This window comes from Magnetospirillum aberrantis SpK, assembly GCF_011022235.1.
Lineage (GTDB): Bacteria > Pseudomonadota > Alphaproteobacteria > Rhodospirillales > Magnetospirillaceae > Magnetospirillum > Magnetospirillum aberrantis.
Window position 1 is genome coordinate 1 of the sequence record NZ_JAAIYP010000046.1, and the last position, 23121, is coordinate 23121.

Sequence of the window (23121 nt, forward strand, 5' to 3'; positions counted from 1 at the left end):
GGAGCGGTGCCGCCGACCCGCACCACCGTTCCCGCCGGCACCGCCGCTCCGCGGCCGGCCGGAGACGAGGAAGACGAGGATCAGGCCCGCAAGAAGGCTGCCGCGCACAAGCCGGTGCCGGTCAAGCGCACCGAACCGCGCCGCCGTACCGGCAAGCTGACCATCACCGATGCGTTGACCGACGACGATCGTGGTGAACGCGGCCGCTCCCTGGCCGCCGTCAAGCGCGCCCGTGAGCGCGAGCGCCTGAAGAACATGCAAAAGGGCGCCGAGAAGGTCATCCGCGAGGTGGTCATTCCCGAGACCCTGACCGTCCAGGAACTGGCCAACCGCATGGCCGAACGCGGCGGCGACGTCATCAAGACGCTGATGCGCATGGGGGTGATGGCCACCATCAACCAGAGCATCGACGCCGACACCGCCGAATTGGTGGTGGCCGAGTTCGGCCACAACTTCAAGCGCGTGTCCGACGCCGACGTGCTGGTGGGCCTGGAAGGCGAAACCGACGCCGACGGCGAGTTGATCGCGCGTCCGCCGGTGGTCACCATCATGGGCCACGTCGACCACGGCAAGACCTCGCTGCTGGACGCCCTGCGCGAAACCGACGTGGTGTCGGGCGAGGCCGGCGGCATCACCCAGCATATCGGCGCCTATCAGGTGACGTTGCATTCGGGTGCCAAGATCACCTTCATCGACACCCCCGGTCACGAGGCGTTCACCGCCATGCGTGCCCGCGGCGCCAAGGTCACCGATTTGGTGGTGCTGGTGGTGGCGGCCGACGACGGCATCATGCCGCAGACGGTCGAAGCCATCCGCCACGCCAAGGCCGCCGGCGTGCCGATCATCGTCGCCATCAACAAGATCGACAAGCCCGACGCCAACCCCGACCGTGTCCGCCAGGAGCTGTTGCAGCATGAGCTGGTGACCGAGGATCTGGGCGGCGACGTGCTGACGGTCGAGGTGTCGGCCAAGAAGCGCATGAACCTGGACAAGCTGGAAGAGGCCATCCTCTTGCAGGCCGAAGTCCTGGACCTCAAGGCCAATCCGCAGCGTGCCGCCCAGGGCGCCGTGGTCGAAGCCAAGATGGAAAAGGGCCGTGGCCCGGTGGCTACCGTGCTGGTGCAGAAGGGTACCCTGCGCGTCGGCGACGTGTTCGTGGCCGGTGCCGAGTGGGGTAAGGTCCGCGCCCTGATCGACGACAAGGGCAACCGCCTGGAAGTCGCCGGTCCGTCGACCCCGGTCGAGGTGCTGGGTCTGGACGGCGCGCCCGCCGCCGGCGACGATTTTATCGCCGTCGAGGACGAAGCCCGCGCCCGCGAGATCGCCGGCTACCGCCAGCGCAAGGACCGCGAGGTCCGCGCCAAGCTGGCCCAGCGCGGCACCCTGGAAGAGATGTTCTCCGCCATCAAGGCGGGCGAAGCCAAGGAACTGCCGGTCGTCATCAAGGGTGACGTGCAGGGTTCCATCGAGGCGATCATCGGTGCCGTCGAAAAGATCGGCAACGAGAACGTCAAGGTGCGCGTGCTGCACTCGGCCGTGGGCGCCGTCAGCGAGTCGGACATCACCCTGGCCAAGGCCTCGGGCGGTATCCTCATCGGCTTCAACGTCCGCGCCAACCCGCAGGCCCGCGACATGGCCCGCCGCGATGGTGTGGACATCCGTTATTACTCGATCATCTATGATGTCACCGACGACATCCGGCAGATTCTGTCGGGCATGCTGGCCCCGACCCTCAAGGAACACTTCCTGGGTTACGCCAGCATCCGCGAGGTGTTCAACATCACCAAGGTGGGCAAGGTCGCCGGCTGCATGATCACCGAAGGCATCGTCAAGCGCGGTGCCGGTGTCCGCCTGCTGCGCGACAACGTGGTCATCCACCAGGGCAGCCTGGCCCAGCTCAAGCGCTTCAAGGACGATGTCAAGGAAGTGCGCGAGGGGTACGAGTGCGGTATGTCCTTCGCCAATTACGAAGACATCCGTGCTGGCGACGTGATCGAGTGCTTCGAGATCGAAGAGGTGGCCGCCACCCTGTAAAGGGGGCGGTCACGCTTTTCCCCCGCGCGGGAGGAAAAATCATGCCCCGTGGAAACAAACCCCCGTCCCAGCGCCAGTTGCGCGTGGGCGAGGAACTTCGTCACGTCATCGCCAACATCATCGAACGTGGTGACATCCGCGACCCTGACCTCCAGGGCCGCGCCATCACCGTGACCGAGGTGCGCATCAGTCCCGACCTCAAGAACGCCACCGTGTTCGTCGTGCCCTTGGGCGGCGGCGAGGTCGATGGCATCCTGAAGGGCTTGAAGCGTGCGGCGCCGTTCCTGCGCCACGAGATCGCCCATCGCGTCGATCTGCGCGCCGTGCCGAACCTGTCGTTCGAGCCCGATGTCAGCTTCGACGAGGCCAGCAAGATCAATGCCTTGCTGCATCGCCCGGATGTCCGCCGCGACCTGGGCGGCGATGCCGAGTTCGAGCGCCGCTTCGACCCCGATTCGCTGGACGGCGCCGACGACGGGGAATGATCGTTTATTGACACGGATGGACACGGATAAACACGGATGGGTTTTCTTGTCCGCGTTCATCCGTGTCCATCCGTGTCATTTTATCTAGGTGCTTGCCATGGCCCGTAAACGCAAAGGCATTTCCATCGACGGCTGGCTGGCCATCGACAAGCCGTTGGGTATCGGTTCGACCCAGGTGGTGTCGCTGGTCCGTCGCCTGACCAACGCCGCCAAGGTCGGCCATGGCGGCACGCTCGACCCGTTGGCGTCGGGCATCCTGCCCATCGCCTTGGGTGAGGCGACCAAGACCGTGGCCTATGTCATGGACGGCGCCAAGACCTATCGGTTCCAGGTGCGCTGGGGCCAGGCCACCGCCACCGACGACAAGGAAGGCGAGATCACCGAGACCTCGGACGTGCGTCCGACGCCGGAACAGGTCTTCGCCGTGCTGCCGCGCTTCGTCGGGGCGATCGAACAGGTGCCGCCGGCCTATTCCGCCATCAAGGTGGACGGTGAACGGGCCTATGACCTGGCCCGCGCCGGCGAGATTGTGGAACTGAAAGCCCGCGTCGTGCACATCAAGGCGCTGCGCTTTTTAGGCGCGCCCGATCCCGACCATGCCGATTTCGAGGTGGAATGCGGCAAGGGAACCTATGTGCGCTCGCTGGGGCGCGACATCGCCCACGCCTTGGGGACGCTGGCCCACATTTCGCTGCTGCGGCGGGTGGCATGCGGGCCGTTCAATGAAACCAACGCGATTCCCCTGGACAAATTCAAGGAGGTCGGGCAAGGTCCCGCCCTTCGGACCCATCTGCTTCCGGTCAAGACCGCGCTGGACGACATCCCGGCGTTGGCCCTGACGGACGTGGAGGCCCGGCGTCTCCAAAGCGGGCAAGCCCTTTCGGTCAACCGATTGGCCCATGCCTTGCCGGACGGCGATCCCGACCCGGAACTGGTGTTTCGGGCCATGGACGGCGAGCGGCTGGTGGCGCTGGCGCGTATCGAGGACGGAGCCGTCCGGTCGGTGCGCGTGATGAATCTCCAACCCGTTTCATTAGGAGAAGGCGATGTCGATCACTCCCGAGCGCAAGGCTGAGGTTGTCAAGGAATTCGCCACCCACGAGGGCGACACCGGTTCGCCGGAAGTCCAGGTGGCCATTCTGTCGGAGCGCATCCGCAACCTGACCGAGCACTTCAAGGATCACAAGAAGGATTTCCACTCGCGCCGTGGCCTGCTGCTGATGGTCGGCCAGCGTCGTCGCATGCTGGATTACCTCAAGGACACCAACAAGGCCCGTTACGAAGCGCTGATCGCCCGCCTGGGCCTGCGCAAGTAATCGTCTTGCTTGCGGCCTCTGGGCTTCGGCCCGGAACGCCGGTATAAAGTTTGCGGATCGTGTCCGGGCTCGTCCCCGGATGCCGAGGCCCGCGCGGGGAAGGGTCCCTGCGCGGGCGTCCGCATATGGCGAAGGCGTTTCTGCCCGTGGAAGAAAGATGGGCCGCCCTCGTCAAGACGCCCGCATCGCAGCAATCCGGCGGCGATGCGAACGGATAAGGAATGACCGTATGTCGATGTTCAATGTCACCCGCAAGGAAATCACCTGGGGCGGGCGCAAGCTGGTGCTGGAAGCCGGCAAGATCGCCCGTCAGGCTGACGGCGCCGTGCTGGCCACCTATGGCGATACCACCGTGCTGTGCACCGTCGTCGCCGCCAAGTCGGTGAAGCCGGGTGTTGATTTCTTCCCGCTGACCGTGAATTACCAGGAAAAGGCTTTCGCCGCCGGTAAGATTCCCGGCGGCTTTTTCAAGCGCGAAGGCCGGCCGAGCGAGAAGGAAACCCTGGTTTCCCGCCTGATCGACCGTCCGATCCGCCCGCTGTTCGCCGACGGTTTCCGTAACGAGACCCAGGTCATCTGCACCGTGTTGTCGCACGACCTGGAAAACGATCCCGACATCGTGTCCATGGTCGGTGCCTCGGCCGCGCTGTGCATCTCGGGCGTGCCGTTCCTCGGCCCGATCGCCGCCGCCCGCGTCGGCTATATCGATGGCGCCTATGTGCTGAACCCGACCTTGGCCCAGATCAAGGAAACCCAACTGGACCTGGTGGTCGCCGGCACCACCGAAGGTGTGCTGATGGTCGAATCCGAAGCCAAGGAGCTGTCGGAAGAGGTCATGCTGGGCGCCGTGACCTTTGGTCACAAGGAATTCCAGCCGGTGATCCAGGCCATCATCGAAATGGCCGAGGCCTGCGCCAAGGAACCCTGGGACCTGGCCGAGCCGGCCCCCGAAGTGGCCGTGGTGCGCGAGAAGTTCGTCGCCGCCGGCATCGTCGCCGAGCTGGGCGAAGCCTACAAGATCGTCAAGAAGCAAGACCGTTACGCCGCTGTCGGCGCGGTCAAGAAGAAGGCGATCGAATCCCTTGGCGACGCCGCCGCCGAACTGGCTGTTGCTCCGGGCATCCTCAAGGATCTGGAATCCGAGGTGGTGCGCGGCAACATCCTGAAGACCGGCGTTCGCATCGACGGCCGCGACACCAAGACCGTGCGCGCCATCGAGGTCGAGGTCGGCGTCCTGCCGCGCGCCCATGGTTCCGCCCTGTTCACCCGTGGCGAAACCCAGTCGCTGGTGGTCGCCACCCTGGGCACCGGCCAGGACGAGCAGATCATCGACCAGCTGGCGGGCGAGTACCGCGAGCACTTCATGCTGCACTACAACTTCCCGCCCTATTCGGTCGGCGAAGCGGGCCGCATGGGTTCTCCGGGCCGTCGCGAGATCGGCCATGGCAAGCTGGCGTGGCGCGCCGTGCATCCCATGCTGCCGGCCAAGGACGCCTTCCCCTACACCATCCGCGTGGTGTCCGAGATCACCGAATCCAACGGTTCCAGCTCGATGGCCACCGTGTGCGGTTCGTCGCTCGCCATGATGGATTCGGGCGTGCCGCTGGCCCGTCCCGTGGCCGGCATCGCCATGGGTCTGATCAAGGAAGGCGACGATTTCGCCGTGCTGTCCGATATCCTGGGTGACGAAGACCACCTGGGCGACATGGACTTCAAGGTGGCCGGCACCGAGGCCGGCATCACCGCCCTTCAGATGGACATCAAGATCACCTCGATCACCGAGGAGATCATGAAGATCGCCCTGGCCCAGGCCAAGGACGGTCGTATCCACATCCTGGGCGAGATGAACAAGGGCATCTCGACCGCTCGCGACGAAGTCTCGGGCAACGCTCCGCGCATCACCACCTTCAACATCCCGAAGGAAAAGATCCGTGAAGTGATCGGCACCGGCGGCAAGGTCATCCGCGAAATCTGCGAACAGACCGGCGCCAAGATCGACATCGAGGACGACGGCACCATCAAGGTGGCTTCCTCCGATATCGATGCCGCCCAGCGTGCCATCGACTGGATCCGCGGCATCGTCGCCGAGCCCGAGTTGGGCGTGATCTATAACGGCAAGGTCGTGAAGGTGGTCGATTTCGGCGCCTTCGTGAACTTCCTGGGTTCGCGCGACGGCCTGGTCCATATCTCTGAAATCAGCCGCGAGCGTGTCGCCAAGACCGCCGACGTGCTGAAGCAGGGCGACGTGGTCAAGGTCAAGGTTCTGGGCTTCGACGATCGCGGCAAGGTCAAGCTGTCCATGAAGTGCGTGGACCAGGAGACCGGCGAGGACATCACCGCCCAGATCGAGGCGGAGAAGGTCGAGCGCCGCAAGGACCGCGAAAAGAAGCACGACGCCGAGTAATCGGGTCGAGGTTTCGATATCGGGAAAGGCGGACCGTTCAGGCGGTCCGCCGGACCCCAAAACAAACCCCGTCGCTTTGCGGCGGGGTTTGTTTATTGATGAGCGCCGCCGATCCGCCCCAGGAAGGCCAGCACCGCTTCGGCGGCGCCGTGTTCCCACAGGTCGTTATGGCCGGCCGGCGCCAGGAACACGCCTTCGGCGCGGCCGTTCGCCGCCTTGACCAGGGTACGGCCCATGGCCACCGGCACCACGCCGTCATGGTCGCCGTGTACCACCAGCATGGGCAGGCCGAGGTCGGAAATCTTGGATGCGGTGTCGTATTGGTCGAGCAACAGCAGCGGCGCCAGTCCCGGCAACAGATAGGGCGGCGCCAAGTCGGCCAGCCGGGTGAACGGCGCCTCCAGCACCAGGGCGGCCAAGTCGGGATTTTCCGCCGCCATCTGGGTGGCGATTCCGGTTCCCAGCGATTCGCCATAAACCACGATGCGTTCGGCCGGCACTTCGCGCGATCTCAGCCAGCCCAGGGCGGCGCGGGCGTCGGCGTACAGGCCCTGCTCGGTGGGGTGGCCGGGATTGCCGCCATAGCCGCGATAGCCGACCAGCATGATTCCCAGTCCGGCATCCATCAGCCGCCGTGCCTTGTGGGCACGCTCGGCCAGGGTGCGGGCGTTGCCGTGGCAATAAAGGACGGTGATGGCACCGGCATCGGCCGGCGGCGCGTACCAGCCGGTCAGCAGCAGGTTGTCGGTGGTGCGTACCGATACCGGCACCATTTCCGGCACGCCGACGGCGCCGGGCTCTGGCAAGGTGGCGCCGGGATGATAGATCATGTCGCGTTGGAAGATGGCCAACCCGCCCAGCATCAGGGCGTAGCCGCCGGCAAAGACACCCAAGGTTTCCGCGATCACCCGTTGCTCCACAAAGTTCGGGGCCCGGCGCATGCGTGCCGGACCCCTCTCTTATAACAGAACCGGGGGGGTGATTACCCGCGGTTCATGCGGTTCTCGATCAGATCGTCGACCACGGTCGGATCGGCCAGGGTCGAGGTGTCGCCCAGGGCGCCGAACTCGTTCTCGGCGATCTTGCGCAGGATGCGGCGCATGATCTTGCCCGAACGGGTCTTGGGCAGGCCCGGCGACCACTGGATCAGGTCGGGGCTGGCGATCGGGCCGATCTCCTTGCGCACCCAGTTGACCAGTTCCTTGCGCAGTTCTTCGCTCGGCTCCTCGTCGGCGACCAGGGTGACATAGGCGTAGATGCCCTGCCCCTTGATCTCGTGCGGATAGCCGACCACCGCCGCCTCGGCCACCTTGGGATGGGCGACCAGGGCGGATTCCACCTCGGCCGTGCCCATGCGGTGACCCGAGACGTTGATGACGTCGTCGACACGGCCGGTGATCCAGTAATAGCCGTCCTCGTCGCGCCGCGCGCCGTCACCGGTGAAGTACATGCCCTTGTAGGTCGAGAAATAGGTCTGGACGAAGCGTTCGTGGTCGCCGAACACGGTACGCATCTGACCCGGCCAGCCGGGCTCGGCCAGACACAGGTTGCCCTCGACGGCGCCGTCCAGGCTCTTGCCCTCGGCGTCGACCATCACCGGCTTGACGCCGAAGAACGGACGGGTGGCCGAACCGGGCTTGAGCGCGGTGGCGCCCGGCAGCGGGGTGATCAGGATGCCGCCGGTCTCGGTCTGCCACCAGGTATCGACGATCGGGCAACGGTTGTCGCCGACCACGCGGTGATACCACAGCCACGCCTCGGGATTGATGGGCTCGCCCACCGAACCCAGCAGGCGCAGGGAGGCACGGCTGGTCTTCTTGACGATCTCCTCGCCCTCGCGCATCAGCGAGCGGATGGCGGTGGGCGCGGTGTAGAAGATGTTGACCTTGTGCTTGTCCACCACCTGCCAGAAGCGCGAGGCGTCGGGATAGGTCGGGATGCCCTCGAACATCAGGGTGATGGCGCCGTTGGCCAGCGGGCCGTAGACGATGTAGGAATGGCCGGTGACCCAACCCACGTCGGCGGTGCACCAGTAGACTTCGCCGTCATGGTAGTCGAAGACGTATTGGTGGGTCATCGAGGCGTAGACCAGATAGCCGCCCGAGGTGTGCAGCACACCCTTCGGCTTGCCGGTCGAACCCGAGGTGTAGAGGATGAACAGCGGGTCTTCGGCGCTCATCTCGACCGGGGTGTGGGTGGCGGCGGCCTTCTCGGTCAGCTCGTGGTACCAGTGGTCGCGGCCGGCCACCATGTGGATGTCGCCGCCGGTGCGCTTGACCACGATGACGCTCTTGCACGACCAGCAGGTTTCCAGCGCCTTGTCGGCGTTGACCTTGAGCGGCACCTTGCGCCCGCCGCGCAGACCCTCGTCGGCGGTGATCAGCAGGACCGAGTCGCAGTCCTGGATGCGGCCGGCCAGCGCGTCGGGCGAGAAGCCGCCGAACACGATGGAATGCACGGCGCCGATGCGGGCACAGGCCAGCATGGCCACCGCCGCCTCGACGATCATCGGCAGATAGATGGTGACGCGGTCGCCCTTCTTGACGCCCAAATCGGTCATGGCGTTGGCCAGACGGCACACCTCGGCGTGCAGTTCGCGATAGGTGACGTGCTTGGACTCGTTCGGGTTGTCGCCTTCCCAGATGATGGCGGTCTGGTCGCCGCGGGTTTCCAGGTGACGGTCCAGGCAGTTGGCGGCCACGTTCAGGGTGCCGTCGGCGAACCACTTGATGTGCACGTCGCCGCTGTAGGAGACATCCTTGACCTGGGTGTAGGGCTTGATCCAGTCAACGCGCTTGCCGTGTTCGCCCCAGAAACCGTCGGGATCGTTCACCGAGCGCTGATACCATTCTTCATAGGTTTTTTCGTCGATCAGCGCGTTCTTGGCGAAATCGGCCGGAACGGGAAAAAGTTCGGTCATTTCTTGTTGTCTCCCACTTTCTTGGTTGGCCCCGCGTCCCTTTAAGGCGGGCGCAGGTGCGTCTCCTGAATTCTCGTTTGCAAGTATGGTCGAGTTCTGCGTCTGACTCAACCCTGATGCGCGTCGATGGCGCTTGAACCAAAGATCAACATTTGTTTAGCGGCGGTTCAATAGGTCGGAAGTCGGGGGAGCCACGATTCGGCCGTTCTCGACCCGGATAGGCACCGCTGTCAGGCGGCGTCCCTTGCACGGCCCCATGACGCAGTCGCCGTCCATCATGTCGAAATGGGCGCCGTGCATGGTGCACAGCACGTAGGTTCCGGTCAGGTCGAGGAAGTGGTCGGGCTCCATTTCCAGGGGGGCGAAAGCGTGAGGACAGGAATCCTCCCACGCTCGAAAGTTGTTGCCCCGGCGCACCACGAAGACCGCGCGGCCGCCCAGCCGGAACGGTCCCTTGGCCCCCGGATCGGACAGGTCGGAAACAAGGCAGAGGAAATGTTCGCTCATGCTGCCTCCTGGACGGAGCCGAACCCCGTCCAGGATGGCATGAAAGCGGATCAGCCGGAAAGGCTGGCCATGCGGCCGATCAGGTGCCAATGTTCGGGCGAGACCGGCATGACCGACAGCCGCGACTGGCGGATCAGCGCGATGTCGGCCAGTTCCGGCACCGCCTTGATGTCGGCCAGGGTCACTGGCCTGGGCGCCGCCTGCACCGCCTTGACGTCGACGCAGACCCAGCGCGGGTCGTCGGCGGTGGGATCGGCATAGGCTTCGCGCACCACCTCGACCACGCCGACCACGCTCTTTTCCGACACCGAGTGGTAAAAGAAGCACAGGTCGCCCAGCTTCATGGCCTTCAGGAAGTTGCTGGCCTGATGGTTGCGCACGCCGGTCCAGGCGGTGACCGAATCCCGCATCTGGTCATCCCACGACCAGGCGCCGGGCTCCGATTTCACCAGCCAGAAGCTCACGGCAGCACCTTCTTGTAGGGCAGCACGGTGACGGCTTCGAACAGACCGGCCTTGGCATAGGGATCCTGGGCCAGGAAGGCGTCCAACTCGGCACGCTCGGCGAAGTTCAGCACCAGCACCGAACCGACCATGCCGCTACGGTCCTCGGTCTGCACCGGGCCGGCCATGGCGATCTTGTCCAGGTTGGACTTCAGCCATTCCAGGTGGGCGGCGCGGTTGTCCAGGCGGATTTGCTGGGCGCCGGGCTTGTCTTGGCAATGGACGACGAACATGGGGGCTCCTTGAATTTTTGGTGACACGGATCAACACGGGAATAATCCCTTTCGCGTCCATCCGTGTCCATCCGTGTCAGATACCTTCGCTACGGAAAGGGCGGCTCAACAACGCGCGGATGACGCCGTCCAGCTCGGCGCCCTGGTTGATGACGGCATCGACGGCGGCGCAGATGGGCATTTCGATGCCCAAGCTTCCGGCCAGTTCCACCACCGCGCCGGCGGTCCACACACCCTCGGTCACCGCCCGGCGTTCGGCCAGGATGTCGGCCAGGGCCCGGCCCTCGCCCAGGGCGAAGCCCAGGGAATAGTTGCGCGACTGCGCCGACGACGCGGTCAGGATCAGGTCGCCCAAGCCGGCCAGCCCCATCAGCGTCTCGGGCCGTCCGCCCTTGGCCACCGCCAGACGGGTCAGTTCGGCCATGCCGCGGGTGATCAGCGCGGCGCGGGCGTTGTCGCCCAGGCCCCGGCCCTCGACGATGCCGCAGGCGATGGCCAGCACGTTCTTGACCGCGCCGCCGATCTCGGCGCCGGCTAGATCGTCGGACAGATAGGGGCGGAAGGTCGGGGTGCCGATGGCGTCCACCAGACGTTGCCCCAGCTCCACGTCGGCACAGGCCAGGGTGACGGCGGTGGGCAGGCCGCGCGCCACCTCGATGGCGAAGGTCGGCCCCGACAGCACGGCGATGGCGGCGGTGGGCAAGGCGCGCTCCACCACCTCGGTCATCATGGCGTGGCTGCCCTGTTCGATGCCCTTGGCGCAGATCACCGCCGGAACGCCCGGCCGCCACAGCGGCGCCAGGGCGCGGGCGGTGGCCCCCAGATGCTGGGCCGGGGTGACCAGCAACACCACGTCGCAAGCCGCCACCTCGGCCAGGTCGGTGGTGGCGCGGATGCCGCACAGCAATTCCACGTCGGGCAGGTACAGGCTGTTGCGGCGGGTGGCGTTGATGTCGGCCACCAATTCGCTTTCGCGCGCCCACAACGTCACCGCGCGGCCGGCGCGGCGCGCGGTCGCCGCCAGCGCCGTGCCCCACGCGCCCGCGCCAACGATGCCGATGCTGTTCATGTTTCCTGCCTTTCGGTCGAACTATCGACGAAGGGTTTATGCCCTTCCCGATGGGCCGAAGCAATCGCTTGCGCTATGGTAGTGCCGGCTTGGTCCCGAAGGAGGTCGCGATGCTTTCCGCCGCCAGTGTGTTCGTCCTGGTTCTGGTCGCCCTTGGCCTGTTGTTGGTGGCGCTGGGCGTCAAGGTGGTGCCCCAGGGGTTCGAGTTCACCGTCGAACGCTTCGGCCGTTATATCCGCACGCTGCCGCCGGGGCTGCACCTGATCCTGCCGCTGATCGACCGGGTGGGGCGCCGGCTCAACATGATGGAACAGGTGCTGGACGTCCCCAGCCAGGAAATCATCACCCGCGACAACGCCATGGTCACCGTGGACGGGGTGGTGTTCTTCCAGGTGCTGGACGCGGCGCGTGCCGCCTATGAAGTGTCGCAACTGCAACTGGCTATCTTGAACCTGACCATGACCAACATCCGCACGGTGATGGGCGGCATGGACCTGGACGAGCTGTTGAGCCAGCGCGACCGCATCAACGAGAAGCTGTTGACGGTGGTGGACGAGGCGACCCAGCCCTGGGGCGTCAAGGTCACCCGCATCGAGATCAAGGACATCGCCCCGCCGCGCGATCTGGTGGACGCCATGGCCCGGCAGATGAAGGCGGAACGCGACAAGCGCGCCGCCGTGCTGGAGGCCGAGGGGCTGAAACAGGCCCAGGTGCTGAAGGCCGAAGGCACCAAGCAGGCCCAGATCCTGGCCGCCGAGGGTCGGCGCGAGGCCGCCTTCCGTGACGCCGAGGCGCGCGAACGCGAGGCCGAGGCCGAGGCCAAGGCGGTCTATGTGGTGTCCCAGGCCATCAGCAAGGGCGAGGCCATGGCGGTGAACTACTTCGTCGCCCAGCGCTATGTGGAGGCCTTGGAGAAGGTCGCCTCGGCTCCCAACCAGAAACTGGTGATGATGCCGCTCGAGGCGTCGGGGGTGATCGGCGCGGTGGCCGGCATCGCCGAGATCGCCAGGGACGCCCTGGGCAAGGGCGGCGACAGAGCCTTGGCCCTGACCCCCGACATGGAACGCCGGCCGCGGCGCGGCAGCGTTCCCGACAGCCGGGAGTGAACGGATGGAACCCGGTTTCTGGTTCTGGCTGATCCTGGGCTTCGCGCTGATCGCCGCCGAATTGCTGATGCCCGGCACCTTCCTGTTGTGGCCGGGCATCGCCGCCGTGCTGACCGGCATCCTGGCCTACAGCGCCGCCGGCCTGTCGTGGCAGGTGCTGGCCGTGGTCTTCGCCGTGCTGACCGTGGTCTCTGCGCTGATCGGGCGCCGCGTCTATGCCCGTCTGATCAAGCCAGTGGACGACGGCCCCGCCCTGAACCGTCGCGCCCAGGCGCTGGTCGGCACCGTCCACACCCTTGCCACCCCCGTTCTTGACGGCATCGGCCGCATGAAGCTGGGCGACGGAACCTGGAAGGTGGTGGGGCCGGATTTGCCGACCGGGGCCAAGGTGCGGGTGGTGGCGGTGGACGGCAACGCCCTGGTGGTGGAGCCGGTGGTCGAATGACGCTGCGTCTGTTCGTGCCTTTCGACCTTGCCGCCGGTCCGCTGACCCTGGGCAAGGAGCAATCCCATTACGTCGCCAACGTCATGCGGGCCAAGCCGGGTGAGGCGGTGACCTTGTTCAACGGCCGTGACGGCGAATGGTGCGGGACCTTGGAAACCGTCGCCAAGTCGGCGGTGGTGGTGGCGCTGACCTCGCAGACCCGCCCCCAGACGGCCGAGCCCGATTTGTGGCTGTTGGCGGCACCGATCAAAAAGGACTGCATCGACCTGGTGGCGGAAAAGGCCACCGAACTGGGGGCCAGCCGGCTGTGGCCGGTGATCACCCGGCGCACGGTGACGGCGCGGGTCAACACCGAACGTCTGGCCGCGCACATGGTCGAGGCGGCCGAACAATGCGAACGCCTGACGGTGCCCGAGGTGATGGAGCCGCAGCCGTTGGACAAGGTCTTGGCCGGCTGGGACGCCGCGCGGCCACTGATCTTCCTGGACGAATCGGGCGGCGGCATGCCGCTGGTTCAGGTTCTGGCCGATCTGTCGTCCGGCCCGCTGGCGGTGCTGGTCGGCCCGGAAGGCGGCTTCGCTCCCGAGGAACGCGCCGTGCTGGCCCGCTTGCCCTTCGCCCGGCCGGTGGGGCTGGGGCCGCGCATTCTCAGGGCCGAGACGGCGGCCATCGCCGCGCTTTCGGTGATCCAGGCGGTGCGCGGCGACTGGAACCGGGCGCCGCGCGGCTGAATCTACTTGAAACCGCCACCGCGCGGCGTGTATCCCCGGCTTCTTCGAACAGGAGATCGCCATGCCCCCCAAGGTCAACCCGCTGAAGCTCAATCCGTTGCAGTCCAAGACCCTGGTGCTGTTCCAGGAACTGGCCCGCTCGCCCGAGACCTCGCAGGCCACCGACGACGGCGAAGTGGTTCTGACCACCCTGCCGCGTCCGCATGGCAACCATTTCCACGTCGGCGCCAAGGTGGTGATGAGCAAGGACGCGTCGGGCCTGACCAATCCGGCCGCCTGGACGGCGCTGGAGCGCAAGGGGCTGATCCGCGGCAGCTTTCCCTATGCGGTGACCCTGACCAAGGACGGGCTGGAGTACGACACCGGCATCGCCCATCAGATCCTGCACGGTTCGGATCATTGATCTTTTGTCCCTCGCCGGGCGCGGGCATCCGCCCGCGTGTGGGCGAAGCCCACCCTCGCATAACTTGGGCCGCCCTTCGGACGTCGTTTGCCCCTGCGGGGCGGCACGGCCGCCGCCTCAATGGCGGCTTTAGGGTGCCCGCGCTCAGAAAGCCCGGTTGCGTATGACCTACACCGTCAAGGAAATCTTCTACACCCTGCAAGGCGAGGGCGCCCAGGCCGGGCGCCCGGCGGTGTTCCTGCGCTTCGCCGGCTGCAACCTGTGGACCGGGCGCGAGGACGACCGCGACACCGCCCAGTGCCGCTATTGCGACACCGATTTCGTCGGCGGCGACAAGTTCGCCGACGCCGAGACCCTGGCCGAGGCGGTGGCGGCATTGTGGCCGGGCGGCGGTACACCTTACGTGGTGTGCACCGGCGGCGAGCCGACCTTGCAGTTGGATGCCGTCTTGGTGGACGCCTTGCACGCACGCGGCTTCCAGGTGGCGATCGAAACCAACGGCACGCGGCCGTTGCCGCCCGGCCTCGACTGGGTCTGCGTCAGCCCCAAGGCCGGCACCGAATTGGCGGTGGTGGCGGGCGACGAACTCAAGCTGGTGTGGCCCCAAGATGGCGCCGATCCCGAGGCGCTGGCCGCGCTTGGTTTCCGCCACCATTTCCTTCAGCCCATGGATTGCGCCGACCACGCCGCCGCCACCCAGGAATGCGTGCGGTATTGCTTGACGCATCCGCGCTGGCGCCTCAGCCTGCAAACCCACAAGCTCATCGGCATTCCATAAGGTTTCCCCGCAATGACGGCGCCCTACCGCGTCTCCCGCCGCATCGAGATCGATGCCGGCCACCGCATCATGACCCACGGCTCGAAATGCCGGCACATCCACGGCCACCGCTATGGCATCGAGGTGGTGTGCGAGGCGGTGGATCTGCACCATGACGGCGAACAGACCGACATGGTGGTGGATTTCGGCTTCCTGAAGGACGAGATGATGCGGGCCATCGACCATCCCTGCGACCACGGCTTCATCGCCGCCCTGGCCGACCGCGAGTTGCTGGCCATGTTCGCCCCCCAAGGCGTCGAGGCGGACGCCTGGATCGCCGGGCTTGAAACCACCGTGCGGGCCGAGGGCGAGGCGACCACCCACAACACCCGCCTGGGCACCAAGCTGACGGTGGTGCCGTTCCAGCCCACCGCCGAATGTCTGGCGCGGCATTGGTATATCAAGATGTTCCAGCCGGTGCGCAACCGTTCGGGCGGCACCGCCCGGCTGGTCAAGGTGACGGTGTTCGAAACGCCGAACTGTTCGGCGGAATACGGGGAATAGCTCTAATCCGGGGGAGTTATTCCGGCATCACCAGTTCCACGGTTTCGCTGGCGATGCTGATTTCGGCCGGCAGGCGGGCGACGATGTCGCCGTCGCCCTGAAGCGGCGCGCCGCGCGGACCCAGGATGGTGATGGAATCGGCCGACACCACCTGAACCTCGGGCAGTTCCGCCAGCTTGTTCATGGGCAGCGCCAGACCATAGCGCACCACGCCGCCGACGCCGGATTTCGGCAGGATGCACACTTCCAGCTTGGGCCGGTCCAGCCGCGCGTCGGGGGCGGCGACGAACGGGCCGCCATAGAAGCGGCCGCGACAGGCCACCGCCATGCGGCCTTCGTAGGTCTGGCCGTTGGCGCGGATCTGCAATTCCGGGAAGTCGTAGCCAAAGGCCTGACGCACGCTTTCCACCACATAGGCCAGCTTGCCGGCATGGCGCTTCAGCGCCACGTTGACGCCCTCGACCACATGGGCGTCAAGGCCGGCGCCGGCCATCAACAGGAAATGGCGGCCATTGGCCAGGCCCAGATGCACGGTGCGGCTGGGGCCGTGGGCGATGGTGTCCGACACCTGTTCGGCGTCCTTGGGGTCCAGGCCGATCTCCAGCGCCAGCACGTTGGCGGTGCCCAACGGGATCACCGCCAGACGCGGCCGGTCGGGGCGGCTGACCATGCCGTTGATGACTTCGTTGACGGTGCCGTCGCCGCCAGCGGCCACCACCACGTCGAAATCGTCCGAACTGGCGTCGCGGGCGAATTCCTCGGCGTCGCCGCGCCGGGTGGTACGCCGTTCCACCACCTCGCATCCCTTGGCCCGCAACAGCGCCAAGGTGTCGGTCAACCGTTTGCCGCGCTTGCGGCCGGCGGTGGGATTGTAGATGACCAGGACGCGGCGGGCGCGCTCGGCGCGGGCGGCATCGGGGGTGGGGCTGTCCATGAGGATCGTGCTTTGCGCCAACATGGGGGACCGTATAGCCCGAGGGATCAAGAAAGCACCATTAAATAATTGTTACAGCATCCTGTCAATTTCATGAATTCTGGTCCTTTTCTTTACATAGGGTATGTACATCTTGTCGCGCAAGGCACTAAAAACAGAGGCATAACCTTGTCCGATACTGCTTGCGGGGCCTTCACGCATGACCGCAGACACCGCCCCCACCCAACGTTTCCGCACCATCTGGATTTCCGACGTGCACCTGGGCACGCGCGGCTGCAAGGCCGATTTCCTGCTGGATTTCCTCAAGAACACCGAATCCGACACCCTGTATCTGGTCGGCGACATCGTCGACGGCTGGCGGCTCAGGCGCTCGTGGTACTGGCCCCAGGCCCACAACGACGTGGTCCAGAAGATCCTGCGCAAGGCGCGCAAGGGAACACGGGTGGTGTTCATTCCCGGCAACCACGACGAATTCGTCCGCGGTTACGCCGACCACAATTTCGGCGACATCGAGGTGGCGTGCCAGACCGTGCACGAGACCGCCGACGGGCGCCGGCTGCTGGTGCTGCACGGCGACAGCTTCGACGGGGTGGTGAAATACGCCAAGTGGCTGGCCCATCTTGGCGACTGGGCCTACACCTTGGCGTTGGCGCTCAACAACTGGCTGAATTTGGTGCGCCGCCGCATGGGCCTGCCCTATTGGTCGCTGTCGGCCTATCTGAAGCACAAGGTCAAGAACGCGGTCCAGTTCATCGACGATTACGAACAGACCATCGCCGACGAAGCCCGCCGCCAGGGTGTGGACGGCGTGGTATGCGGCCACATCCATCACGCCGAGATGCGCGACGTCGGCGGCGTGCTTTATGCCAATGACGGCGATTGGGTCGAAAGCTGCACCGCCCTTGTCGAGGACGCCGAAGGACACCTTGAGGTGCTGCGCTGGCTCGACCACGCCATGGCGACGCCGGTCGCCGCCTTGCCCGCCCCCAAATCCGTTTCCCCGACGACCAAGGAGAGGGAATGCGCATACTCGTCGTTTCGGATGCTTGGTTTCCTCAAGTCAATGGTGTGGTCCGCACGCTCGACACATTGAGGGCCGAACTGGAAAAGGCCGGGCACGAGGTGGTGCTGGTCACCCCCGATTGCTTCCGCTCCGTCCCCTGTCCCACCTACCCGGAAATCCGTCTGGCGCTGAAGCCGGGACGGCGGCTGGCGCGCATGGTCGAGGCGGCGCAGCCCTGTGCCATCCACATCGCCACCGAAGGTCCCTTGGGCTGGGCGGCACGGCGCTATTGCCTGAAACGGCGGGTGCCGTTCACCACCGCCTACCACACCAAGTTCCCGGAATACATCCAGGCGCGCTTTCGGGTGCCGTTGCCGCTTTCCTATGCGGTGATGCGGCGGTTTCACGGCAAGTCGTCGCGGATCATGGTGGCGACCCAAGGGATCGAGGACGAACTGGCGCGGCGCGGCTTCGGCAACATCGGGCGGTGGTCGCGCGGCGTCGACACCGAATTGTTCCGCCCCCGCCCCGAGGCCAGGGGTGAGGACGGTCCCTTCGCCGCCCTGCCGCGACCGGTGTTCCTGTATGTGGGGCGGGTGGCGGTGGAAAAGAACATCCAGGCATTCCTGGACCTGGACCTTCCCGGTTCCAAGGTGGTGGTGGGCGACGGTCCGTTGCTGGAAGACCTTCGCCGCCGCCATCCCGGCGTGACCTTCGCCGGCGCCCGTTTCGGCGAGGATCTGGCGACCCATTACGCCGCCGCCGATTGCTTCGTCTTTCCGTCGCGAACCGACACTTTCGGTCTGGTGCTGCTTGAGGCCCTGGCCAGCGGTCTGCCGGTGGCGGCCTATCCGGTGCCGGGGCCTTTGGACGTGGTCGGGGGATCGGCGGCCGGCGTGTTGTCCGAGGACTTGCAGGGCGCGGCGCTGGCCGCGCTGGCCATCCCGGCCGAGACGGCCCGCGCCCACGCCCTGACCTTTTCCTGGGCGGCCTGCACCGCCCAGTTCCTCGACAACCTGCGCCCGTTTCCGGTCGGGCGGCTGAGCGCGGCCTGAGAAGAAACTTCCCCTCAGGCCGCGTTGGATCAGGCCGTCCGCACGCCGTCCAGGAAGCCGTTGATCGAGGACCGCAGGCCGTCGGCCTGGGTGTTCAGCGATTTGGCGGCGCCCAGGACCTCGCCGGCGGCCTGGCCGGTTTCCGAGGCGGCCTGGGTCACCCCGGTAATGGCGGTCGCCACTTCCTGGGTGCCGGCGGCGGCCTGTTGGACGTTGCGGGCGATTTCGTTGGTGGCCGCCGATTGTTCCTCGACCGCGCTGGCGATGCTGGCGGCGATGTGGGTCATCTCGTCGATGCGGGTGACGATCTGGGCGATGGCGACCACCGCCTGTTGGGTGGCGGATTGCACCGCGCCGATCTGGGCGCCGATCTCGTCGGTGGCGCGTGCCGTCTGGTTGGCGAGGCTTTTCACCTCGCCCGCCACCACGGCGAAGCCCTTGCCGGCGTCGCCGGCCCGTGCCGCCTCGATGGTGGCGTTCAGGGCCAACAGATTGGTTTGCGACGCGATGTCGTTGATCAGGTTGACCACTTCGCCGATACGGGCCGAGGCCTCGGCCAACGACTTGACGGTGTTGTCGGTCTTGCGCGCCTCGTCTGCGGTGGCGGCGGCGATGCGCGAGGATTGTTCGACCTGACGGCCGATCTCGGCGATGGACGACGACAGTTCCTCGGCGGCGGTGGCAACCGTCTGCACGTTGGCCGACGCCTGTTCGGTGGCCGAGGCCACGGTCATGGCCTGGTTGTTGGTCTGCGCGGCGGTGGCCGACATGCCCTGGGCGGTGTTCTCCATCTGCCCGGCGGCCGAGGCGATGGCCTGCAACAGCCCGCCCACCGTGTCCTGGAACCGGCCGGTCAGGGTCTCGATGGTCTGGGCGCGGCGTTCGCGGGCGGCACGCTGGGCTTCCTGTTCGGCGGCCATGGCGTCGGCGCGGATCATGTTGTCCTTGAACACCTGGACGGCGTCGGCCATGCCGCCCAATTCGTCACGGCGGCCGATGCCGGGGATGGCGACGCTCTTGTCGCCGTTGGCCAGCACGGCCATCGACTGGGAAATCTGGACGACCGGGCGGGCGATGGTGCCGCGCAGCACGATCAGCGCAACCACGGTCAGCACGGTGACGAGAGCGGCGATGGCCCCGATTTCCAGCAGGACCATGTTATAGGTGGCGTCGGCCTCGTCGGCCAGCCGTGCCGCCTCGTCGGCATTCAGCTTGATCAGTTTCTCGGCACTGGAGGCGACCTGGAAATAGGCGTCGCGGGCCTGTCCCATGGCCAGATCGCGGGCCTGTGCGTTCTGATTCTGGCGCGACAGGTTGAGGACTTTTTCCGATTCGCTCAGGTACGTGGCGGTGGCCGAGACGATGGCGCCATGCAGCCGGCGTTCCTCGGGCAGGACGATCATTCCCTCGTAGTCGCGGATCGCCGCTTGCAAGCGAGGGGTATAGTCGGCCAATACCTTTTCATAGCTGGCCATCGTCGCTTCGTCGGTGCTGAGGACATGGGCCAGGACGTTGCGGCGATGGTCGGACAGGTACTGGCCGATTTCCGCCGATTTCTGCACGCTGGGCAACCATGTGCGCGAGATTTCGGTTCCCGCCTTGTTGATGGTGCGCGCCCCTGACAGCGAAAGGCCGGCCAGGGCCAGGGTCAACAGCAGCAGGGCGCCGAAGGCCAAGGCCAGTTTTTGCGCGATCTTGAGGTTTTGCAGGAATGCGGACATGACGGTCTCCCCGGAAAGGCATCCATTTGACCAGGAATATATCATGAGTATGTATTCAAAATATACGCGGCAAATTTTGCATTCGCCAATGCCGCGATAATGGAATGCAAACGTCAAGGCGTTTCGCGGCGGGGCAATTCGGCCAGGAGGTTGAGAAGGTCGGCCGGCCGGAACGGCTTGGGCAGGTATCCGTTCATGCCGGCGGCGACGCAGCGTTCCTCGTCACCGGCCAGCACGTTGGCGGTCAGGGCGTAGATGGGAACGTCGCGCCCCGCGCCGGGAAGCGTGCGGATGCGCTTTGTCGCCTCGAACCCGTCCATTTCCGGCATGTGAACGTCCATCAACACCAGATCGAAGCCATGAGCCTGGATGGCGGCGACCGCCTCGGTTCCGGTGGCGACGCAGGTCACCCGGTGACCGGCCTGGCTCAGGATGCGTTCGGCCACCGTGCGGTTGACCGGGTTGTCCTCGGCCAGCAACACCGAAAGCGGCTGTGTGGTCGGCAAGGCTGGTGGTGGAGAGGCCTGGGCGTCGTCGCCGGCCGTGCCGAAGGGCAGGATGAACCAGAAGCGCGAGCCGCGTCCCGGTTCGCTGTCCACGCCGATCTCGCCGCCCATCAGTTCCACCAGCCGCTTCGAGATGGCCAGCCCCAGGCCGGTGCCGCCGAAGCGCCGCGAAATCGAGCTGTCGGCCTGGGTGAACGAGGTGAACAACTGTGCCCGCGCCTCGGCCGGGATGCCGATGCCGGTGTCGCGGACGTCGAACCGTACCTGTAGGCGGCCGTCGTGTCGCCCCAACAGGAACAAAGAGACGCCGACCCCGCCCTTTTCCGTGAACTTGACGGCGTTGCCCACCAGGTTCAGCAACACCTGGCGCAGGCGGGCGGCGTCGCCGCTCACCCGTCGGGGCAGGTCGGCGGCCAGATCCAGCGTCAGGGCGACGCCCTTGCTCCGTGTCCGGGGCTCCATCAGCGCCACCACGCTGGCGACCGTTTCGGCAAGATCGAAGGCCTGGTCCTCGACCATGGCGCGCCCGGCCTCCAGGCGCGAGAATTCCAAGATGTCGTTCAGAATGGTCAACAGCGCCTCGCCCGAGGCGTGGATGGTGGCGGCGTAATCGTGTTGGGTGGGGTCGAGGGCGGTGCCCAGCAACAGATGCGCCATGCCCAGGATGCCGTTCATGGGCGTGCGGATTTCGTGACTGATCACCGCCAGGAACTCGCTCTTGGCACGGTTGGCGGCCTCGGCCTGATCGCGGGCGCGGGTGAGCTCCTGTTCGAAGGCGATGCGGTCGGAGATGTCGGTGGCACAGCCGACGATGCCGACCACCCGGCCCTCGGCGTTGCGGAACGCCGCCTTGTGCACCAGCACGCGGATCGACCAGCCGGCGGGGTGGTGCACCGTGGTCTCGTAGGCGTCGGCGCGCTGTTTCCCGGAAATCAGCATGCGGTCGGTGTGTTTGGCCTCGCTGGCCAGCGCGTCGTCGCCGCCGATGCCGGACAGGGTGCTGCCGATGATGCGGTCGCGCGGCAAGCCGGCCATTTCGATGAAGGCGCGGTTGCAGCCGAGATAACGGCCCTGGGTATCGCGATAGAAGATGGGATTGGGAATGGTGTCGATGACCGTCTGGTGCAGCGCCAGTTGGTCCTGAAGGGCGTTCTCGGCGGCCTTGCGCGCGGTGATGTCGTTGCACGCCACCAAAATGGCGGGACCGTCCTGTTCGAACGGCATCATCGACACCAGCGCCCAGAACGGCCGGCCGCTGGCGGCGCGCAGGCGGATTTCGACGTCGTCGATGAAGCCGCGCTCGGCCAGCCGGTTCATCAGCCGGTGGCGTTCGCGGGCGGTGACCGTGCCGGGGGGCAGGCGGTGGCCGCACAGCACTTCCGGCGACACCCCCAACAGCCGGCCGGCGCGCTGGTTGGCGTACAGCACGCGGCCGTCGCGGCGGTCCAGCACCGCCAGCGGGAACGGTGCCGCCGCCAGGATGCCCGACAGGCGCGCCTCGGACCGGGCCAATTGTCTTTGCCCTTCGCGCCGTTCGTTCATCCGGCGCATCCAGAACCAGCAAAAGCCGCCCAGACTCAGGCTGAGCGCACCGCCCAGCACACGCAGCAAGATGATGGTGGCGGGTGGGCTCTGGTTCCAGCCGCCCATGGGAACGGCCGCCAGTTGCCAGCGCCCGCCGGGCAACACCACGTCCAGCACCACGGGGTCGGCGTCGAACACCGCCGAGGCCCCGAAGAAGACGGCGCCCTGTGCCCCCAGCCCGTCGCGGCCGCGGATGGCCAGGTCCAGGCCCGAATCGGGGCCGGTGATTCCGGCGGCGCCCAACAGACTGTCCAGCAAGATGGGAATGGCCACCAATCCCCAGGGCGGGCCGGAACCGGGGCCATGGGAGCCGGCGGTGAAAATGGGCATGCGGCCGATGATGGCGATGCCGCCTTGCAGCAGCCCGGTGGGGCCGGCCAGCACCGGCTGGCGGCTTTCGAACATGCGCTGGACCGGCGGCCATTGGTCGGGAAGGTCGCGCAGGTCGCGGCCCAGGGCGGCGGCGTTGCCCTGAAGCGGGTAGACGTAGGTGATGGTGGTGCCGCGGACCAGCGTGACGTTACGGATGTGGTGTTTCTGGCCCATGATCTCGCGGGCGATGGCGTCGAACTGGGATTGGGTGATGTCCTGGTTCACGGCGATCACCGCCGCCAATCCGCGGGTCAGCAGCAGGCTGCCGTTCAATTCGCCCTCGAGCCGGGCGCGCAACGCCGAAAGACGGTTCAGGGTCCCGAGCCGTTCGCTGTGGGCATGGCGCGACCATTCCAGCCGCTCGACCAGGGCAAGCCCGGAAACGGCCAGGGCGGTGACCAGCAGGGCGACGGCCCACGGCCGCGGATACCACATGCCTTATCCTTGTTCATGCACACGGACAGGGCAC

At 66.3% G+C, this 23121-nt stretch carries 22 protein-coding genes; 13 read left to right on the forward strand and 9 right to left on the reverse strand.

The window, feature by feature from the left end; translation table 11 throughout:
- The 5 genes from infB to pnp all read left to right on the forward strand — a co-directional run.
- A partial coding sequence (gene infB / locus G4223_RS18800) for a translation initiation factor IF-2 (RefSeq protein ID WP_163682912.1) occupies positions 1-2034 on the forward strand: 2034 nt, incomplete at its 5' end.
- A gap of 41 nt (positions 2035-2075) precedes the next feature.
- On the forward strand, positions 2076-2519 hold the full coding sequence (gene rbfA, locus G4223_RS18805) for a 30S ribosome-binding factor RbfA (RefSeq protein ID WP_163682914.1): 444 nt from the start codon (positions 2076-2078) through the stop codon (positions 2517-2519).
- A gap of 97 nt (positions 2520-2616) precedes the next feature.
- Positions 2617-3594 (forward strand): tRNA pseudouridine(55) synthase TruB, encoded by a 978-nt coding sequence (truB, locus tag G4223_RS18810; RefSeq protein WP_163682916.1) that lies wholly within the window; start codon positions 2617-2619, stop codon positions 3592-3594.
- On the forward strand, positions 3566-3835 hold the full coding sequence (gene rpsO / locus G4223_RS18815) for a 30S ribosomal protein S15 (RefSeq protein WP_163682919.1): 270 nt from the start codon (positions 3566-3568) through the stop codon (positions 3833-3835). The genes truB and rpsO overlap by 29 nt, the downstream gene beginning before the upstream one ends.
- Positions 3836-4064: 229 nt before the next feature.
- Entirely contained in the window at positions 4065-6239 is a 2175-nt protein-coding gene (gene pnp / locus G4223_RS18820) for a polyribonucleotide nucleotidyltransferase (RefSeq protein ID WP_163682927.1), read from the forward strand.
- Between the two features lie 92 nt (positions 6240-6331).
- Here the strand turns inward: pnp and G4223_RS18825 are convergent, their stop codons facing one another.
- From G4223_RS18825 to G4223_RS18850, 6 genes are all read right to left on the reverse strand, one after another.
- The gene (locus G4223_RS18825; protein WP_338086933.1) at positions 6332-7147 is read right to left on the reverse strand and encodes an alpha/beta hydrolase; all 816 of its coding nucleotides are present in this window, start codon (positions 7145-7147) and stop codon (positions 6332-6334) included.
- Between the two features lie 74 nt (positions 7148-7221).
- The gene (gene acs / locus G4223_RS18830; RefSeq protein ID WP_163682930.1) at positions 7222-9159 is read right to left on the reverse strand and encodes an acetate--CoA ligase; all 1938 of its coding nucleotides are present in this window, start codon (positions 9157-9159) and stop codon (positions 7222-7224) included.
- Between the two features lie 156 nt (positions 9160-9315).
- Entirely contained in the window at positions 9316-9666 is a 351-nt protein-coding gene (locus G4223_RS18835; RefSeq protein WP_163682932.1) for a Rieske (2Fe-2S) protein, read from the reverse strand.
- A gap of 50 nt (positions 9667-9716) precedes the next feature.
- A complete protein-coding gene (locus G4223_RS18840) occupies positions 9717-10130 on the reverse strand; it encodes an EVE domain-containing protein (protein ID WP_163682942.1) in 414 nt (137 codons plus the stop codon).
- Complete coding sequence (locus G4223_RS18845; RefSeq protein WP_163682944.1) at positions 10127-10402, reverse strand: YciI family protein; 276 nt, start codon at positions 10400-10402, stop codon at positions 10127-10129. Before G4223_RS18845 ends, G4223_RS18840 begins: the two co-directional genes overlap by 4 nt.
- Before the next feature lie 76 nt (positions 10403-10478).
- Positions 10479-11471 carry an NAD(P)H-dependent glycerol-3-phosphate dehydrogenase gene (locus G4223_RS18850; protein WP_163682947.1) on the reverse strand — a complete coding sequence of 331 codons (993 nt, stop codon included), beginning with the start codon at positions 11469-11471 and terminating at the stop codon, positions 10479-10481.
- A 110-nt stretch (positions 11472-11581) separates the two neighbouring features.
- On the opposite strand from G4223_RS18850, the gene G4223_RS18855 reads away from it, so the two are divergent.
- The 6 genes from G4223_RS18855 to G4223_RS18880 all read left to right on the forward strand — a co-directional run bounded on the left by G4223_RS18855 (position 11582) and on the right by G4223_RS18880 (position 15477).
- Complete coding sequence (locus G4223_RS18855) at positions 11582-12577, forward strand: SPFH domain-containing protein (RefSeq protein ID WP_163682949.1); 996 nt, start codon at positions 11582-11584, stop codon at positions 12575-12577.
- A gap of 4 nt (positions 12578-12581) precedes the next feature.
- The gene (locus G4223_RS18860) at positions 12582-13022 is read left to right on the forward strand and encodes an NfeD family protein (protein WP_163682951.1); all 441 of its coding nucleotides are present in this window, start codon (positions 12582-12584) and stop codon (positions 13020-13022) included.
- Positions 13019-13753 carry a 16S rRNA (uracil(1498)-N(3))-methyltransferase gene (locus G4223_RS18865; protein WP_163682953.1) on the forward strand — a complete coding sequence of 245 codons (735 nt, stop codon included), beginning with the start codon at positions 13019-13021 and terminating at the stop codon, positions 13751-13753. Before G4223_RS18860 ends, G4223_RS18865 begins: the two co-directional genes overlap by 4 nt.
- Positions 13754-13814: 61 nt before the next feature.
- Complete coding sequence (locus G4223_RS18870) at positions 13815-14156, forward strand: hypothetical protein (protein WP_163682955.1); 342 nt, start codon at positions 13815-13817, stop codon at positions 14154-14156.
- Between the two features lie 163 nt (positions 14157-14319).
- Complete coding sequence (gene queE, locus G4223_RS18875; RefSeq protein ID WP_163682996.1) at positions 14320-14934, forward strand: 7-carboxy-7-deazaguanine synthase; 615 nt, start codon at positions 14320-14322, stop codon at positions 14932-14934.
- A 12-nt stretch (positions 14935-14946) separates the two neighbouring features.
- Positions 14947-15477 (forward strand): 6-carboxytetrahydropterin synthase, encoded by a 531-nt coding sequence (locus tag G4223_RS18880; RefSeq protein WP_163682957.1) that lies wholly within the window; start codon positions 14947-14949, stop codon positions 15475-15477.
- Between the two features lie 16 nt (positions 15478-15493).
- Here G4223_RS18880 and G4223_RS18885 read toward each other — a convergent pair whose 3' ends face one another.
- Complete coding sequence (locus G4223_RS18885; protein WP_163682959.1) at positions 15494-16411, reverse strand: diacylglycerol/lipid kinase family protein; 918 nt, start codon at positions 16409-16411, stop codon at positions 15494-15496.
- Between the two features lie 199 nt (positions 16412-16610).
- Between G4223_RS18885 and G4223_RS18890 the strand changes: the two genes are divergently transcribed.
- Both G4223_RS18890 and G4223_RS18895 read left to right on the forward strand, forming a co-directional pair.
- Positions 16611-17504, forward strand: a complete 894-nt coding sequence (locus tag G4223_RS18890; protein ID WP_163682961.1) for a UDP-2,3-diacylglucosamine diphosphatase — start codon at positions 16611-16613, stop codon at positions 17502-17504.
- Entirely contained in the window at positions 17432-18469 is a 1038-nt protein-coding gene (locus G4223_RS18895) for a glycosyltransferase family 4 protein (RefSeq protein WP_163682963.1), read from the forward strand. Before G4223_RS18890 ends, G4223_RS18895 begins: the two co-directional genes overlap by 73 nt.
- Before the next feature lie 29 nt (positions 18470-18498).
- Here G4223_RS18895 and G4223_RS18900 read toward each other — a convergent pair whose 3' ends face one another.
- Positions 18499-20190, reverse strand: coding sequence for a methyl-accepting chemotaxis protein (locus G4223_RS18900; RefSeq protein ID WP_163682964.1), 1692 nt, complete (start codon positions 20188-20190; stop codon positions 18499-18501).
- A 113-nt stretch (positions 20191-20303) separates the two neighbouring features.
- Positions 20304-23087, reverse strand: a complete 2784-nt coding sequence (locus G4223_RS18905; protein ID WP_163682966.1) for an ATP-binding protein — start codon at positions 23085-23087, stop codon at positions 20304-20306.
- Between the last annotated feature and the right edge of the window lie 34 nt (positions 23088-23121).